Consider the following 14,835-nt stretch of genomic DNA (forward strand, 5'->3'; position numbering starts at 1 on the left):
GAGGGGAGAAAAAGAGCGTGAGTAAATTAGCCGTAGAGACGTCGTCAACCGGTAAAAAGCCTGTAAGACCGGGGGGAAGGAAGCCAATCGGACAAAGAATGAAAGAGTTCGTCATCGATTATCGAAGACAATGGGAAATTCAATCGATGATTATACCCGGCATCATTTTTATGATTATTTTTTGTTACATTCCGATATACGGATTGACGATTGCATTCAAAAATTACACCGTTATTGATACGCTGTCTAGCGCACCATGGGTCGGTTTGGAAAATTTCAGAATCATTATGTCAGACAAATACTTCTGGGATGCCGTAGTGAATACGCTGGGGATCAGCTTTTTGAAATTGGGTATCGGGTTTGTCATTCCCATTATCCTGGCGATCATGATCTATGAATTAAACAGCGGACGTTTCAAAAAGTTCGTGCAAACGATTTCATATCTACCTCACTTTCTGTCCTGGATTGTATTGGGCGGCATGCTGATCACCTGGTTTTCAACAACGGGATTGTTTAATCAGCTGCTACTCAGCTTGGGAGTGATCTCGCAACCGCAGAACATTTTGCTGGATGCAGGCAAGTATTGGTGGATTGCAGTTTTATCCGATATTTGGAAAGAGGCCGGCTGGGGAACGATTCTGTATTTGGCGATTATGTCCAAGATTGATCCTACGTATTACGAGGCAGCCAAAATTGATGGTGCAAGCCGTCTCAGACAAATTTGGAATATCACATTGCCTAACATGAAGTCAATCATTAGCCTTAATCTGATTCTTACTGTAAGCGGTTTACTTGGTTCCAATCTGGACCAGACGCTCGTTCTGATGAACTCGCAAAACCGTGACAAGGCAGAAGTTATCAATTCGTATGTATATCGTATGGGGATGTCACAGGGTGACTTTTCGTATGCTACCGCGGTTGGTCTGGGCGTCTCGATCGTGTCCGTTATTCTGTTGGTCACCGCGAACAAAATTACAAGCAAATTAAACGATAATCAATCTGTGCTGTAGAAGGAGGCATCCCGTGTGAATGGAAAGGTGGCTAAAGAAGATCTCGATAGTCGGATCTTTGATACCTTAAATATTATTTTACTCGCTATTTGTACTGTCGTTATTGTGGTTCCGCTCTGGAATGTCATTATCTCTTCTTTTAGCTCGGGCAAGGCTTTGGCGGAAGGCGGGTTCATCTTCTGGTCACCGGAGTTCTCGCTGGAGAATTATAGAGCCGTATTCAACGATTCGAACATCTGGCAAGCGTTCTTCATCTCCGTTTCCAAAACAACAATCGGAGTCGTTACACACGTATTCTTCTGTGCCATGGTCGGTTACGGTCTGAGCAAAAAGCACATACGTGGCCGTAAACTGTACGTAGCCATGGGAGTTATCACGATGTTCTTCTCTGGCGGAATGATCCCAACGTACTTATTGATCAAATCACTTGGCCTGCTCAACAGCTTCTGGGTGTACATTATTCCGGCATTGTTCAGCTTCTATGATGTCGTCATTCTGATGAATTTCTTCCGGAATGTACCGGATTCCCTGGAGGAGTCAGCCAAAATCGATGGTGCAGGAGACTGGCATATTTTCCTCAAAATCTTCATCCCGCTGTCCATGCCAGCGATGGCAACTATTGCATTGTTCAATGGAGTAGGGCAATGGAATGACTTTATGACAACTAAGTTGTACATTACCGATCAGTCGCTGTATCCGCTGCAGATGATGCTGTACGAGATTATTGTTCAGTCCCAAACGCAATCCATGCAAAATGTGGGCGGCTCGGCAGTCATTGAAACAACGACTAAAGGGGTGCAACTGGCTACCATTGTTATTACTACTCTGCCGATCATACTGATCTATCCTATCCTTCAAAGATACTTTATCTCGGGTATGATGCTGGGAGCAGTCAAGGAGTAAGAGGAATCTAAGCTTGTTCGAAAGTTCGCTCTATTCAATATTTCTCACCTAACTTTAAGGAGGAAACAATATGTTCAAGATGAATAAGGCAGCAGGCAAAAAAGGAGTTAAACTGTGCGCGGCTTTGCTGACAGCGGTGATCATGATTACAGGCTGCAGTAGTGGATCAGGGGGTTCGAGCGAAGGGAACTGGGTTTCCATTGAAGATCGCTATACAGTCGATCCGGAAAAACCAGCTTGGCAGCTGGATAAAAAGGAAGAAGCTACAGACCTAACTTGGTACGTTAATGCCGACTGGTGGAACACGGATTTCGGCAAAGACATTGTAACCAAAAAGATCAAGGAAGATCTGAACATCAATATCAAATTCATTACAGGTGATGACACGAAGTTAAATACGTTCTTTGCCGGTGGAGATATGCCTGACCTGCTGACAGTATTTGACTCTAACTCTCCTGTGGTGCAAAAAGCCGCAACCTGGGCTATGCCGCTGAATGATCTTGCGGAGAAATATGATCCATACTTCAACAAAGTCGCAGCTGCCGATACCCTGAACTGGTTCCAGCAGGCTGATGGCAAGACGTATGGCTATCCAAACTACTCCAATACGCAAGCCGATTATGATAGCGGCAACATCCCAGCCAAAACGGCATTTATCATCCGTAAAGATGTATACGAAGCTTTGGGAAGTCCTGTCATGGGAACACCAGAGGAATTCGAAAGTGTGATGAAACAGATCAAGGAAAAGTTCCCAACGCTGATTCCATTTGGTTTTAACTCTATCGGTGAAGGAACAGGTTCACTCGGAGACGTGTTGCAAGACTTCATTGGCGTGCCGCTTGAAACTGCAAATGGAGAATTCTATGATCGCAATCAGGATGAAGATTATCTTACATGGCTGAAGACTTTAAATAAGGTATACAGAGACGGAAATATCAGTGATGACAGCTTTGCTGATGATGGTACGGCCTTTGAGGAAAAAGTGAAATCCGGAAAATATGCAACGATGCTGCTGGATGGTACACCTCAACAGGGAGGAAATCTGCAAATTTATCTGAGTGCCAATGAAGGCAAAGAGTATGTTGCCGTTGATGGACCACAAAGCACCAAAGGTAATGCACCGACACTTAATCAATCCGGTATTACAGGCTGGATGATCAACTTCATCTCCAAGGACGCCAAAGATCCAGCCAAAGCGATTCAAATCTTTACGTACCTGCTAAGTGAAGAAGGTCAGCTTCTGATGAACTATGGTATTGAAGGCGAGACGTATAAAAAGAATGCAGATGGTACGGTTGAGTTGATGCCAGCTGTGAAAGACCTGCAACTTCATAATGCGGACAAATTCAAGAAGGAATACCGGATGGGCGAATTCATGTTCTTTGGCCATGACCGTTACAAAGCACTGAGTGCAGATGCTTTCCCGGAAGCGATTAAACAAATGCAAGAGTGGGGCAAAGGCAAACTGAAACCACACTTCATTCTGGAGAATATTAGTCCGAATCAAGGAACACCTGAAGCACGTGCGTTGTCGGCGATCAACGCCAAGTGGAATTCAACCCTGGTAAGCATGGTACGTGCCAAAGATGATGCCTCTTTTGACAATGCGCTCGCCGCTTACAAGTCATTTTTAGGTGAAAACCGTTGGGATGATATCCTGAAGGTCCGTAGTGAGAAAATGAAACAGAATAAAGAGAAATTGGGTATCCAATAAGAGGAATGTGGAGGGAAAGCATATGACGAAATTCAAAATGTACAAATCCACGGGAGAAGATGCATTGTTTGTATCTGTGTCCCAGGATCAATTGAAATCGCAGGACTCCGCCAAGGAAACAACGACTATCCTTCTGGATGATCAGCAAACGTATCAGGAAATGGATGGTTTTGGGGCTTCTTTTACCGACTCATCTGCCTATCTGATTAACCAGGTATTAAGCGATGAGCAGAGAGCGGAAGTCATGACTCGGTTGTTCCATCCCGAGGAAGGCATTGGATTGTCGGTCATCCGCAATCCGATGGGCGCTTCAGACTATGCCAGAACGGTATACAGCTATAATGATCTGCCAGAAAATCAAACGGACCCGGAATTATCCGGGTTCAGCATTGCACATGATGAAGCGGATGTTATTCCTTTGACTCAAAAGGCTTTGGAGCTCAATCCTGAGCTGAAGCTATTCGCTTCACCTTGGAGCGCTCCGGGCTGGATGAAAACAAGCGGCTCGATGATTACAGGTCAACTGAAAAATGAGTGGTATCCGGCGTATGCAGAATACTTTGTGAAATATATCCGAGCCTACACATCACATGGATTGCCTATCCATGCAGTAACACCACAGAATGAAGCACTTTATGAACCAGGTCATTATCCAGGCATGTTGATGCCAGCTGAAGCGCAAGCAGACTTTATCAAAAATCATCTCAAGCCGGCTTTGGTCAGAAATGACATTCAGTCCAAAATCCTCTGTTATGATCACAACTGGGATCGTCCGGATTACCCGCTGACAGTACTTGATGAGGCGGCAGAAGAGGTAGATGGAGTCGCTTGGCACTGGTATGGGGGCGAAGCCTCGGCACAAACAAAGGTGTATGAAGCTGTTGCCGGTAAAGAGGTACACTTCACCGAAGGATCAGGAGGAGAATGGATCCCTCCATTCGAACAAGCTTTCTCCAATGTGATCAGAACGGGTATTGAGATTCTTCGCAATTACAGCAAATCTTTTGTGCTCTGGAATATGGCACTGGATGAGAACAACGGTCCTACCGTTCCTGGCTTCGGGAAAAGTACGTGCCGCGGCATTGTGAAGGTTAACCAGCAAACGAAAGAGCTTACCTATACACTGGATTATTATGCTCTGGCTCATTTCAGTGCATTGATTCGTCCCAAAGCCGTACGCATTGACTCGTCCTCCAATGAGGCATCCATTCGTTCCGTAGCCTTCAAAAATACGGATGGTTCGATTGCTCTCGTGCTTTTCAATGACGGAGAAGAAACAGGAAATGTGCAGGTTCAGCTAAGAGAAGAAGAATTGTTAAGTTTCCAACTCGAATCCAAAAGTGCTTTGTCCATTTTGATTAACCAAGGGTAATAATGTTGTAATGAAAGAAAAGGCGATACTCAGAGAATTAACTCTGAGTATCGCCTTTTTATATTGCATCCAGTGAGTCTATACTCTTTGGATCGCTAGATTTGGTGTTCCTCCGCTCTCATCAATAAACAGAACATATTTATTCCCACTAGTGCCTGTTAACACTAAACCCGGCTGATTCAGTATACCGGGATTATAATATAACAGTTGCTGGATGAGTGGCAAGGTAACTGGAAGAGAGGGCTGATTCATGGCCATTAGCTGCGTCGTTGCTTTTACACTGTCTCCCGCCTCGATAACCCCACCGACACCCAGATTATTTGTAATAGAGGAGCTATCATTAATCTGCAAGCTGCCAGCAACCGTCTGGTCTCCGTTCACCTGCAGGTCCAATCCAATCGTTTCATTACCATTTACCTGCAAATCCTGATTAATGGTCTGATTTCCCGTGACAAGAATGCTATCGAACGTTGGCAATCATATCAACTCCTATCTGGTTTGATATATTTTATGAGGACAAGAACGGGATGGACACGGGGTTGTGGCACATTTAAAGACACGGGTGAAGCCCATCTTTGAGTAGTTAAACACCTAAAAATGAGGCGATAGAAACCTAGCCAAAGGCAGATGCATATTGTAGGCAATGAGAGTTAATCCGTTTCGTGATTGGAGGGTATGGTCATCAAAAAAAGGAGGCGTATGCCAGCCAAGTCCCAAAAGAATCGAAGTCCTGTCCAGCATCCCAATCAGGTATACCTCAGACAAATGAACGCTACATTGAACCGAAAACTCAAATCAATCCGGCATCATCTGGTTGTACAGCAATCGGATTTGCAGCAGTATCTTATGAAAATGATTCAGGACGGCAAGGAACAGAGAATGGAAAGTAAAGACAGTGGGAAAGTTTTGGATTCTCCCCGTGTTCATTATAAACAGCTGAAGGTCCTACTGATTACTCCTGCTATGGAACGAGCAGGCTCTGCGAACTCTATTTTGATTGAACAGAGCTTGAGGCATTTGGTTCAACATGTCAATGAAATCAAAACGATTCAGTCCGTTGCAGATCATACGACAGGGCAGGATTTGGATTTGATTCTGGTACTGGATGGAGAAGATGCTTTGTCGAATCAGAATTTGGAAGCGTTGAGGATTTCCTCTGCCAAAAAGGCGATATGGTTGTCGGACCAGTCGGATGTAAAACAGATGGAATCGATCATCCCTTTTTTTGATTATGTGTTTACACAGCATTCGACCCACATTCCCTCCGATCGGCATATGGGGAATATCTCATGTCATGAAATACCTTTTCCACCGAACCCCACACTGTTCTGTCCACAGGTGGTGGGAAGAGAATATGAATCCGATGTTTATATCATTGGGGATGCACACCCTGATAGCTGCCTATTTGATCTTGCCACTCACGCGTGGTTATCGGATAAAAGAGTGCGAGTTGAAGGACAGGGGTGGGAGAGGTTCGGTGCATTTGTGCCCGTGCAACATCAGGAGATTCGGGAAAAGTTATACAACGGCGCCAAACTTGTTGTTCAGGACAACTCATCCGCTAGACGTATCATGGAAGTAGCTGCGTGCGGTACATTTCAACTTATTTTGGCTTCCTCAAGCGGTCCCGCGAACACGGATGATTTCCAACGCTATGCAACATTTGAAGAACTCATACAGAAGCTTGAACATTATTGGGACCATGTGGATCAACGAAGACTGGCTGCCTCCCAGGCACTTTCTTATATAAAGTACAATCAATCCTATCTTCATAAAAGTTTGCAACTTATGGATATTATTTTCCAATGAATATGTCTGTTAATTGGAGGAGTCCTGCTTGAAGCTTATTGCTTTACACTTACCTCAATTTCATCGAATTGCGGAGAATGACAAATGGTGGGGAGACGGATTTACAGAATGGACCAATGTAAAAAAAACAACTCCCCTTTATCCAGGCCATTTACAACCCAAGAAGCCATTGCATCAGAACTACTATGATTTAACGGACCCCAAGGTACGCAAATGGCAGGCCGAAACGGCCAAAAATCACGGGATATACGGATTCTGTTATTATCACTACTGGTTTAAAGGAAAACGATTGCTTGAAAAGCCGTTTGATGAGATTTTGCACAGCGGGGAACCGGATTTTCCTTTTTGTTTGTCATGGGCCAATGAAACCTGGACACGCAAATGGGACGGGCGCGAAGAGGATATTCTTATTTCGCAAGACTACGGGGACGAGAGCGATTGGAAAGAACATTTCGATTATCTGGTCAGAGCGTTTAAGGATAAACGATACATCTGTGTAGAGGGAAAACCACTATTTCTGATTTATAGGCCTGCAAGCATACCTCGATGCCAGGAAATGATTCATTATTGGCGTAGGCTTGCGATAGAACATGGGCTGGAAGGTATTCATTTTGTGCAGACGATCGGTGGATTTCCTACCTTTAATCGTCCCGTCTTTGACGCAAGCATGGAATTTGAGCCCCACTATACGTTTGCGCATGGTCATATGAATGGAAGAATATGGATTGAACTGGATATCAAGGGGCAGAAGCACATTGTGGTGAACTACGATAAAGTATGGTCATCCATTCTCGAAAGAACACCTCATCGAAACGGGGAAGTTGTATATCCTGGTGCATTTGTGAATTGGGACAATACGCCGCGCCGGTCGGTTGATGGACAGAGTACTGTAGGCGCAACACCTGAAAAATTCGGATTGTATTTATCTCGACAGATGACGAGAGCCCGGGAATTGAACGGGAGTGGCTTCCTGTTTGTTAACGCATGGAATGAGTGGGCGGAAGGAGCGTACCTTGAACCGGATGACGATTATGGGTACGCCTATTTGAGAGAGGTCAAAAGAGTGGTAGAGCAAGGAGAGAGAAAACGCAGCAAGTTATGACAATGGAGTTCCCTTTGTGGGGCTCCATTTGTTTTTGGGTGAGTGCAATCATGCCAGCTTATCGAAATTCATACCATGATTTGTTTGCGATACTCCGTTGGATTCAGACCTGTATGCTTTTTAAATTGCCTTGAGAGTTAATATAAGTCACTAAACCCAAGGTTCTCGGCAATGGCAGTGACTGTTTTTGGCGTACAGGTCAGAAGTTCTTTTGCCTTGTCCATTTTTTTGCTGGCAATGTAGTGCATGGGTGGAACGCCGATGTGCTGTTTGAAGAAACGAATGAAATAATTGGGATGCATGTAGGCAATCTGAGCCAGATCCCGGACAGAAATATTTTCCTCAATGTTGGAATCAATATAGGTCAGTATTGCAGATATTTTCTCCATAACAGGCACATTGATATAACTAATCTGTTCCTGATCCACATGCATAATGTAGTGCGACAACAATTCTATTAATTTGCTTTTTGCCATCATATGCGCATAGACTTCATCGGATCGGGCGTAATCAAGAATGCTGTTGAATATTTCCTGTATCAGCTCCGGCCGATCCGATGAACAGAAGTGGGGGAAATTCAGAATTTGAAATAGGTTGATCCCTCCAACCTTCGCGCTGAAATGACACCAGTATTTGAGAAAAGGACGATCACTGATGGCTGAATAAGACTGCGTGACCCCCTCCGGCATCAAAAAAAGCTGTCCCGGTGCAGGATAATACTCCTGATCGCCGATCTTGAGCCAACCCTCGCCTTCACAGATCAAATAAAATTTGCTGTAATCGGGTGTGTAATCGAGGTCTCGCCAATCCGTATCGCAGCGATTGAAGTTGACCATGAACAAATCAACCTGCAGATTGGATAAGTGGTTTGTGAGCAACGTCTTATGGTTCATTATCCTCAACTCCCTACAAAGGTTATTATTGTCCATCCTAAAGTTAACGTTCTGCATGTCTATCTGCTCAACCAGCTACTACAATACAAGTGCAGCCGATAACGGAAGGGATGAAAACCGAATGAGAACAATGCTGGATAAAAATGAATATTTGCAACAGATCGAAAAGACCATTGCCGAAGGAAAGTATAAGGACAGCTGGAATTCACTTAGCGCATTCGAGGTTCCCGAGTGGTACAAGAACGCCAAGTTCGGTATTTTCATTCATTGGGGTCTGTACTCGATCCCGGCTTATGACAGTGAATGGTATTCACGAAATATGTATATTGAGGGCTCCAAAGCTTATGAACATCACCTTAGCGTTTATGGTCATCCAAAGGATTTTGGCTATAAAGATTTTATTCCGATGTTTCTTGCAGAGAAGTTTGACGCAGATGAGTGGGCCGTGCTTTTTAAAAAGGCAGGAGCCCGTTATGTGATGCCTGTAGCTGAGCACCATGATGGCTTTCAAATGTACAAAAGCTCCATCTCTCACTATAACACAGTTGAAATGGGACCCAAACGGGATCTGTTGGGTGAGATGAAGGTCGCGTATGAGAAGCAGGGACTTACTTTGTGTGTCTCGTCACACCGTGCTGAGCATTGGTTTTTCATGTCCCATGGAAAAAGCTTCGATTCAGATGTCAAGGAGCCGCTCAGACGCAGTGATTTCTACTGGCCCGCCATGCCTGAACCGGATCATCAGGATTTATACGGCTCACCTCCAACGGATGAATATCTGGAAGATTGGCTGCTTCGTTGCTGTGAACTGGTGGATCAATACCAGCCGAGCATTTTTTATTTTGACTGGTGGATCCAGACGGCAGCGTTCAAACCTTACTTGAAAAAGTTCAGCGCTTACTACTATAACAAAGGTGATGAGTGGGGCATTCCGGTAGCGATTAACTACAAACACGATGCCTTTATGCTCGGTTGTGCCGTTCCGGATGTGGAGCGTGGGCAATTCGCCGATTTGAAACCGTATTTCTGGCAAACAGATACCGCTGTAGCAAAGAATTCATGGTGTTATACAGAAAACAACAACTATAAAACAGCGGATGAGATCATCAGGGACCTCGTCGATATTGTGAGTAAAAATGGCAGCCTGCTGCTGAATGTTGGACCAAAGGCAGATGGAAGTATCCCGAATGAAGACAGGGATATTTTGCTTGCCATAGGTCAATGGCTGGACGTGAATGGGGAGGCGATTTATGACACGACATTCTGGCGGACGTATGGGGAAGGGCCGACCGAGGTGAAGGAAGGACAATTTACAGATGGAGAGACCAAGATCTTTACAAGTGAGGACATTCGTTTCACTGTAAAAGAAAGCTGCCTTTATGCCACGGTTATGGCTTACCCGGAGAACGGAATCGTTCATATTCGTTGGCTGAAAGAGAATTCTCATCATTTCCATGGACTGATCAGGGACATTCAGGTATTGGGCTTTGACGAAGAACCGGAATGGAGCAGGACGGAAGAGTCCTTGACGATAACGACAAGGAACGTGCATAGCTTCTCACCCGTCGTATTTAAATTAGAACTGGATTAAGAGATGAGATCGAAGGGCTATAACCAACAGTAATATGTACTGGTTATAGTCCTATTCTTTGTGCGATTCTGTAATGGATTACACTCGTTTACGGGTTGAAGAAGATCGACGGAGTGTTCTTCGTTTTTTGGACAAGCGATGTACTTTCGCCAAACGCTGTCGCTTCAACAAGCGCTGCCGCACATGACGAGGTCGTCTTTTTTCTACTGGTTTGAAAGGTGATGTCATTTGTATTGGTGGCAGTTCGCATGGTTCTTCCATGGTATCCATCACGGCTCTGTAGCTTATCGGCACAATACCCAGCGTCTGTATCGTTCGGGGGATTTCCTGATCGACAAATACTGCAAGCTCATGCTCGCGGATGTCCAGCCAGTTGGAAATTTCACGCAGAGCATCATCGACATATCCGGGATGACATACAATCTCGGTAATGCCATCTGGGAGCTTAGATAAATGTTGTAGCAATCGCTGTAAACCCTCATGATCTCCGTAAGTATCCAGCAGAATCGTATCCGTCATCCGAGGCACTGGCATTTCAGGGCTTGCATGCCGGACCTGAGATCGCCGAAGCGGGATGTTTTCCCGGACAGCTTTCTCCGCCATGATTTGGAATATGATGGGATCGTTTTGATGAAGCAGCTGATGGGAATCGAGATGTGTAGGGGAAAGTGACGCTTGAGCCAAAACGTTCCATTGAGCATCGAGTTCTTTGGCAATATCAGTGAAATCTCGTATTAATCCACACTGGCCTTGATGAAAAGCACCGTCAGGATTCACCAAAGAAGGCACGATGGCCGGATCGGATACGGGTCTCCCGTAAGTCAGGTTAAAATGCAATCCGATTCCGAGGTCCGGCAGCGATCGGGCTAAACTCAGTGCATGATCAAAGCCCGGCATATTCACCATCATCGAAGTACTCGTAATTCCACCAGTCTGATATGCTTGAATAATCCCCTGATTAACGCCGGGCGACAGCCCGAAATCATCCGCATTAATGATTACTTGCCTGCTCATACCGCTTACTCCTTCCTCACGTTGAGAACAAACCACTTGCCATGTCCCTAATATATTAAAGGTCACAAGGTATGGACCGTTCATTCGCACAGGCCTGATAAAATACTTCAAATGCCGTCTTGTCCATGGAATATCCTGTTCGCTGTTAGAAATAATCCAGTTGCAGACAGAATACATTTAATGTAAACGTTGTTACGGATTGAGAAAAATGGGGTATCCCCGTTCAGAATCAGTCCGTTAATATGGGGAGGGAAAAGATTGTTGAGAAAAAGAAAAATCGTAAGTACGCTGGTGCTGTTCAGTTTCCTAATCGCTTTACTGCCTGGCACGACGACAAACGCAGCGACCAATTGGAATCTGGTGTGGAGTGACGAATTCAATGGAAGTTCTCTGAATACGTCGAATTGGTCTGCAGAGATTGGTACCGGCAGCGGCGGATGGGGAAATAATGAATTGCAGTATTATACGAATCGCACCGAGAACCTGCAAGTTACAGGTGGCAATCTGGTCATCACTGCACGCAAAGAAAATTACAATGGCAGCAGCTATACCTCCGCACGAATCAAAACCCAAGGCTTGAAGGATTTTACTTACGGGAAAGTTGAAGCACGCATCAAGCTGCCGTCCGGTCAGGGGCTGTGGCCTGCTTTTTGGATGTTGGGAAGCAACATTAATTCCGTTGGCTGGCCTAAGAGCGGAGAGATCGACATTATGGAGCGGGTCAACAACAATGCTTTTGTAAACGGTACCGTACACTGGGATGCTAACGGGCATGCCGATTATGGAAAGATATCGGAGAATCTTGATTTTTCCCAATTTCATGTATACAGCATCGAATGGGATTCCAAATATATAAGATGGTTTGTGGATGGCAAACAGTTCAATGAGTTTTACATCGAAAATGGAACAGGCAACACGGAGGAGTTCCAACGTCCGTTTTTCCTCCTCTTGAATATGGCTGTGGGTGGGAATTGGCCTGGCAGCCCTAATAATGCGACACCTTTCCCATCACAAATGCTTGTGGATTATGTGCGGGTATATCAAGCAGCGAGTACACCGAACATTGTCAGCGGGGGTCTCTATACGATCGGTTCCAAAGCAAGCGGTAAAGTGTTGGATATTGTGGATGTATCCACGGCAAGCGGAGCCAAAGTACAACAATGGACCAACTACAGTGCGAGCAACCAAACGTTCAGGGTCGACAGCACAGGGGATGGTTTCTATAAACTCACGGCGGTTCACAGTGGAAAAGTTCTGGATGTGCCTAACTCAACAGCATCACCCGGCGTACAGCTCCAGCAATGGGATGATAATGGCTCTAACGCCCAAAGGTGGAGCATCCAGGATGCGGGTAACGGTTTCTATAAAATCATTTCCAAGGTGAATGGATTGGCGGTAGATGTTTCGAGCTCTTCAACGGCGGATGGGGCTGCAATCCAGCAATGGAATGATAACGGTACGGATGCACAAAGATGGTCGTTTAACAAATTGAATTAATTAAATTGCAATAATTTTAGGTGAATTCATCACAAAATTTGATGTTGGTAATATATTGTTGACATCAAGCAAGTGATGTTCGCCCGACCTGCGGACATTAACAGGGCTCCCAAGGAGGAGATTATGGAAGATGAAGTACAAGAAACGCAGTGTGCACGGCGGAAGCGGCTTTAGAAAAGTTGGAGGAGAATCACATCTCACAGGTATTGGGGAAGAAGCCCATTTACTCCTCAAATTGATTGGCGAACTGAAAGCTGCCATAGTACAGGTATTTGCTAATCCAACTCAGGTTAATGTTTCTGTTTTGATTGAAATTCTGCGCAAGTTGCTGGCTTTGGTTCATCATTTGAAATTAAAGAAAGGAAACAAGGCCAACTTGGAAGCTGCCTTGGAACTATCCATTGCTTCAGCGGAGGTCATCCCATTCTCTCCAATAAGCGTAGGCACCAACTTGCAGCAGTTGCTTGATACGCTGTTGTCTGTTGTTTTACAGGAATGCATCCATTCTGCGGACAAAGATCAATTGGTCATTGCCATCAGAGCAGTAGAGGTAGCTCTTGCCAACGCACTTAGAAACTCAGGAATTCCGGGTCCTGCTGGACCCGCTGGACCAGCAGGACCTGCCGGTCCAGCCGGATCTCAAGGTGTTGCTGGTCCTCAAGGAACGGTAGGTCCAGCGGGATCGCAGGGTAACCCTGGGCCTGCGGGACCCATTGGTCCGATCGGTCCGGCGGGTAGCCAAGGTCCAGCAGGTGCAGCTGGTCTGAACGGAGTTACGGGTGCAACCGGAGCCACGGGTGCAGCAGGTCCAGCAGGTGGTGCAACTGGAGCCACCGGAGTGACTGGAGCGACAGGAACTGCAGGAGCGGCAGGCGTAACGGGTGCGACCGGAGCTGTCGGTGCAGCGGGCGTTACGGGAGCCACAGGTGATCCAGGCGTAACCGGAGCTACGGGTGATCCTGGAGTGGCGGGTGCGACGGGAGTAACGGGTGCTACGGGAGCCGCAGGATTGGCTGGAGCCACTGGTGTGACTGGAGCGACAGGAACAGCCGGGGTCACTGGTGTTACCGGTGCTACGGGAGCCGCAGGATTGGCCGGAGCTACTGGTGTGACTGGAGCGACAGGAGTAGCTGGAGTCACCGGTGTGACTGGTGATACGGGAGCCGCAGGATTGGCCGGAGCCACCGGTGTGACTGGAGCGACAGGAATAGCTGGAGTCACCGGTGTGACCGGTGATACAGGAGCGACAGGAATAGCTGGGGTTACTGGTATAACAGGAGCTACGGGATTGGCCGGAGTAACTGGTGTTACTGGCGTAACGGGAGCTACAGGTTCGGGAGCCATCATTCCGTTTGCTTCTGGTGGTCCAGCCATTTTGACAACACTCGTTGGTGGATTGGTTGGTACTACAAGCCTGATTGGTTTCGGTAGCTCGGCAACGGGAATAAGCTTGGTCGGGGGCACCATTGATTTAACAGGATCAGTAGTTGGCCCACTCATTAACTTTGCATTTTCAGCTCCAAGGGATGGCGTTATAACTTCCATTGCTGCGTACTTTAGCACAACCGCAGCCTTGTCATTAGTCGGTTCAACGGTAACCATCACAGCACAACTGTTCAGCTCGCCTACGCCAGACAATGCATTTACGGCTGTTCCTGGAGCTGTCGTGACGCTGGCACCTCCACTTACAGGTATTATCGCATTGGGCACCATCTCCAATGGTATAACAACCGGATTGGCTATCCCGGTGACTGCACAGACACGTCTTTTACTGGTGTTCTCGGCGACAGCTGCCGGACTCACACTTGTGAATACCGTTGTCGGCTATGCAAGTGGTGGCTTGAATATTACTTGATTTACTAACACGCAATGAGAATAAATAAGTCAGGAAACAAGCTGAGCTCCATTTGTATTGGAGACAGCTTGTTTT

The 14,835-nt window shown here is 46.1% G+C and carries 12 protein-coding genes; 9 read left to right on the forward strand and 3 right to left on the reverse strand.

Annotation, left to right across the window (positions count from 1 at the left end):
• Positions 1-98: 98 nt before the first annotated feature.
• The 4 genes from BUA17_RS04165 to BUA17_RS04180 all read left to right on the forward strand — a co-directional run bounded on the left by BUA17_RS04165 (position 99) and on the right by BUA17_RS04180 (position 4,999).
• Positions 99-1,010, forward strand: a complete 912-nt coding sequence (locus BUA17_RS04165; RefSeq protein WP_052016450.1) for an ABC transporter permease — start codon at positions 99-101, stop codon at positions 1,008-1,010.
• 15 nt (positions 1,011-1,025) lie between these two features.
• Positions 1,026-1,913 carry a carbohydrate ABC transporter permease gene (locus tag BUA17_RS04170; protein WP_063563591.1) on the forward strand — a complete coding sequence of 296 codons (888 nt, stop codon included), beginning with the start codon at positions 1,026-1,028 and terminating at the stop codon, positions 1,911-1,913.
• A 70-nt stretch (positions 1,914-1,983) separates the two neighbouring features.
• Positions 1,984-3,627: a type 2 periplasmic-binding domain-containing protein gene (locus tag BUA17_RS04175; protein ID WP_072732697.1), complete on the forward strand. Its 1,644-nt coding sequence runs from the start codon at positions 1,984-1,986 to the stop codon at positions 3,625-3,627.
• A gap of 22 nt (positions 3,628-3,649) precedes the next feature.
• On the forward strand, positions 3,650-4,999 hold the full coding sequence (locus BUA17_RS04180) for a glycoside hydrolase family 30 protein (RefSeq protein ID WP_072732698.1): 1,350 nt from the start codon (positions 3,650-3,652) through the stop codon (positions 4,997-4,999).
• Positions 5,000-5,077: 78 nt separating this feature from the next.
• On the opposite strand, the gene BUA17_RS04185 is transcribed toward BUA17_RS04180, so the two are convergent.
• Positions 5,078-5,476, reverse strand: coding sequence for a hypothetical protein (locus BUA17_RS04185; RefSeq protein WP_063563594.1), 399 nt, complete (start codon positions 5,474-5,476; stop codon positions 5,078-5,080).
• 222 nt (positions 5,477-5,698) lie between these two features.
• On the opposite strand from BUA17_RS04185, the gene BUA17_RS04190 reads away from it, so the two are divergent.
• Positions 5,699-6,808: a glycosyltransferase family protein gene (locus BUA17_RS04190; RefSeq protein WP_072732699.1), complete on the forward strand. Its 1,110-nt coding sequence runs from the start codon at positions 5,699-5,701 to the stop codon at positions 6,806-6,808.
• 28 nt (positions 6,809-6,836) lie between these two features.
• On the forward strand, positions 6,837-7,910 hold the full coding sequence (locus BUA17_RS04195) for a glycosyltransferase WbsX family protein (RefSeq protein WP_072732700.1): 1,074 nt from the start codon (positions 6,837-6,839) through the stop codon (positions 7,908-7,910).
• Positions 7,911-8,047: 137 nt separating this feature from the next.
• Here BUA17_RS04195 and BUA17_RS04200 read toward each other — a convergent pair whose 3' ends face one another.
• Positions 8,048-8,803: an AraC family transcriptional regulator gene (locus BUA17_RS04200; RefSeq protein WP_083584572.1), complete on the reverse strand. Its 756-nt coding sequence runs from the start codon at positions 8,801-8,803 to the stop codon at positions 8,048-8,050.
• 121 nt (positions 8,804-8,924) lie between these two features.
• Between BUA17_RS04200 and BUA17_RS04205 the strand changes: the two genes are divergently transcribed.
• Positions 8,925-10,394, forward strand: a complete 1,470-nt coding sequence (locus BUA17_RS04205; RefSeq protein ID WP_244552065.1) for an alpha-L-fucosidase — start codon at positions 8,925-8,927, stop codon at positions 10,392-10,394.
• A 78-nt stretch (positions 10,395-10,472) separates the two neighbouring features.
• Here BUA17_RS04205 and BUA17_RS04210 read toward each other — a convergent pair whose 3' ends face one another.
• Complete coding sequence (locus BUA17_RS04210) at positions 10,473-11,408, reverse strand: carbohydrate deacetylase (protein ID WP_072732701.1); 936 nt, start codon at positions 11,406-11,408, stop codon at positions 10,473-10,475.
• Between the two features lie 258 nt (positions 11,409-11,666).
• Here BUA17_RS04210 and BUA17_RS04215 point away from each other — a divergent pair, with 258 nt between their 5' ends.
• Both BUA17_RS04215 and BUA17_RS04220 read left to right on the forward strand, forming a co-directional pair.
• Positions 11,667-12,905, forward strand: coding sequence for an RICIN domain-containing protein (locus tag BUA17_RS04215; protein WP_063563599.1), 1,239 nt, complete (start codon positions 11,667-11,669; stop codon positions 12,903-12,905).
• A gap of 130 nt (positions 12,906-13,035) precedes the next feature.
• On the forward strand, positions 13,036-14,760 hold the full coding sequence (locus BUA17_RS04220; RefSeq protein WP_083584574.1) for an exosporium glycoprotein BclB-related protein: 1,725 nt from the start codon (positions 13,036-13,038) through the stop codon (positions 14,758-14,760).
• Positions 14,761-14,835 lie beyond the last annotated feature (75 nt).

It is taken from the genome of Paenibacillus sp. ov031 (assembly GCF_900143165.1).
Classification (GTDB): Bacteria; Bacillota; Bacilli; order Paenibacillales; family Paenibacillaceae; genus Paenibacillus; species Paenibacillus marchantiae.

Excerpts from the sequence above, each read along its gene's own strand:
- BUA17_RS04165 (WP_052016450.1), top strand. The coding sequence starts at position 99 with ATGAAAGAGTTCGTCATCGATTATCGAAGACAATGGGAAATTCAATCG.
- BUA17_RS04175 (WP_072732697.1), top strand. The coding sequence starts at position 1,984 with ATGTTCAAGATGAATAAGGCAGCAGGCAAAAAAGGAGTTAAACTGTGC.
- BUA17_RS04180 (WP_072732698.1), top strand. The coding sequence starts at position 3,650 with ATGACGAAATTCAAAATGTACAAATCCACGGGAGAAGATGCATTGTTT.
- BUA17_RS04190 (WP_072732699.1), top strand. The coding sequence starts at position 5,699 with ATGCCAGCCAAGTCCCAAAAGAATCGAAGTCCTGTCCAGCATCCCAAT.
- BUA17_RS04200 (WP_083584572.1), bottom strand. The coding sequence starts at position 8,803 with ATGAACCATAAGACGTTGCTCACAAACCACTTATCCAATCTGCAGGTT.
- BUA17_RS04205 (WP_244552065.1), top strand. The coding sequence starts at position 8,925 with ATGAGAACAATGCTGGATAAAAATGAATATTTGCAACAGATCGAAAAG.
- BUA17_RS04210 (WP_072732701.1), bottom strand. The coding sequence starts at position 11,408 with ATGAGCAGGCAAGTAATCATTAATGCGGATGATTTCGGGCTGTCGCCC.
- BUA17_RS04220 (WP_083584574.1), top strand. The coding sequence starts at position 13,036 with ATGAAGTACAAGAAACGCAGTGTGCACGGCGGAAGCGGCTTTAGAAAA.